At 77.8% G+C, this 2,088-nt stretch carries 1 protein-coding gene; it reads right to left on the reverse strand.

Annotated features, from left to right (window positions below; all coding sequences use genetic code 11):
* Positions 1 to 565 precede the first annotated feature (565 nt).
* Complete coding sequence (locus ABT360_RS35245; RefSeq protein WP_444852381.1) at positions 566 to 2,044, reverse strand: tetratricopeptide repeat protein; 1,479 nt, start codon at positions 2,042 to 2,044, stop codon at positions 566 to 568.
* Positions 2,045 to 2,088 lie beyond the last annotated feature (44 nt).

The following is a 2,088-nucleotide window of genomic DNA, read 5'->3' on the forward strand; positions in this document are numbered from 1 at the left end:
TCATCACCCGGTCGAACTGCTCGGTCGTGATCGCTTCGATGCCGTCCGGCTGGGCGGTACGGGGGCCGGGCGGCCGAGCGCCGGACAGGGCCGGTGGCCGAGCCGGACAGGGGCCGGACGCCCCGCGGGCGCGACGCGCCCCTCGGCACGGCGGCGCCCCGAGGGCTCACCGCCCGGGGGGCTCACCGTCCCGAGGGCTTACCGTCCCGAGGGTTCACCGCCCGGAGGGTTCACCGCCCGGAGGGCTTGCCGCTCCGGGGGTTCACCGCCCGGAGGGGTCACCGTCCGGGGGGTCACCGCCCCGAGGGCTTACCGCCCCGAGGGCTTACCGCCCGGAGGGCTTACCGCCCCGAGGGCTTACCGCCCGGAGGGCTTACCGCTCCGGGGGCTCACCGCCCGGAGGGGTGACCGTCCGGAGGGGTGACCGTCCCGGAGGGGTGACCGTCCCGGGGACTCACCGCCCGGAGGGGTCACCGCCCGGAGGGCTTACCGCCCAGGGGGTCACCGCCCCGAGGGCTTACCGCCTCGAGGGGTCACCGCCCAGGGGGCTCACCGTCCCGAGGGCTTACCGCCCCGGGGGCGGCGACGTGGACGGTGTCGGCGCCGTTCCGGGCGGTGGCGTGCTCGGTGACGCCGTGCCCTCCGGCCGGCGCGGCTCCCGCGGCTGTGGCTGCCGGCGCTCCGGATCCCGCGGCGGGGGCGACCAGACGCGCGACGACCCGGCCCCGGAGCGCTGCCGGGGCTCCCGCTCCTCGCCGTACACGTCCTTCGGCCCGCCGTCCGGCGGCTCGCCCAGCGCAGCCAGTGCCCGGCGGGCCTTGGGCGCCAGCAGGGGCGAGAAGTCCGGGTTGATGCGCAGCGCCTCGGCGATGTGCCGCCGCGCAGGGCCCCATTTGCCCAGCTCCCGCTCGATCTGGCCCCGGTGGTACGCGAACAGCGCGCTGCGCAGGCCCTGTTCCGTGGCCCGCCGGGCGTACGGGAGCGCCTCCTCCGGCTCCCCCGCCCGGTACAGCGCCCAGCCGAGCGCGTCGGCGACGTGCACGGACCGGTGCCCCTTCGCCCACTCGGCGCGCAGCGCCTTCACCGCGGCCTCCGGGTTGCCGTGGTCCGCCTCGTACCGGGCCACCACGAGCGCCCCGTTCACTCCGTGCGTCCCCGCCTCCATGGCCCGTACGCGCAGCACCTCGTACTGCGTCCGGGCGTCCCCGTCCAGGCCCAGCGACTCGTACAACTCGCCCGCCTCCAGGGCGTACTGCGGCGACGGCAGCGCCTCCATGGCGGCCCCGTAGTCCCGCAGCGCCTCGTCCGTCCGCCCGAGCGCCGCCAGGGCCCGCGCCCGCCCGGCCAGCGACGGGGCGTGGCCCGGCACGAGGCGCAGCGCCGGTTCGTAGGAGGCGATGGCCTCGGCGGGCTCGCCGCGCTCCCAGGCGAGGTCGCCGAGCCGTGCCAGGCACGCCGCCTTCTCCGCCGGTGTGGCGGCCAGCGCCACCGCGTCGTGCGCGAGCGCGGAGGCGTCCTCGCGCCAGCCCTTGTCCCGGTACACGAGGGCGGCGCGGGACAGCGCGGGCGCCCCGGGCCGCAGCGCCCGCAGCCGCTCCATGGCCCGCCCGGCGGACACGTAGTCGCCGAGCCCGCTGTAGGCGTCGATCAGCACCGGGTAGGCCTGCCAGCGGCGCGGCGCGTGGTTGCGTACCGCCTCGCCCCACTTCCGGGCCGCCCTGAAGTCACCCCGGGCGTTGGTCAGCGCGCCCATGCCGAGCTGGGCGTCGACGTTCCCCTTTCCGGCGGGGAGGACGGCCAGGGACCGCTTCAGCGCCTTCTCGGCCCGTACGTACGAGGCGGTGTCGCCGCTGCGGGCACCCCGCTCCACGTACGCGCCGCCCAGCTCCGCCCATGACGCGTCGTCGCGCGGGTGGGCGCGCAGCCACTTCTCCCGGTCGACGATCAGTGCGGCCAGCTCGGGCAGCGACGCCTGCGCGCCCGCGTGCGCCGCCGAAACGGCCCGCGCGACGGCGCCGGGCTTCGACCAGCCCCGCGGCTTCAGCCCCGAGGAACGCACCGTCCTCACCGCCCTCGCCGGTCTGATCG

Source organism: Streptomyces sp. NPDC000229 (assembly GCF_040300825.1).
GTDB lineage: Bacteria > Actinomycetota > Actinomycetes > Streptomycetales > Streptomycetaceae > Streptomyces.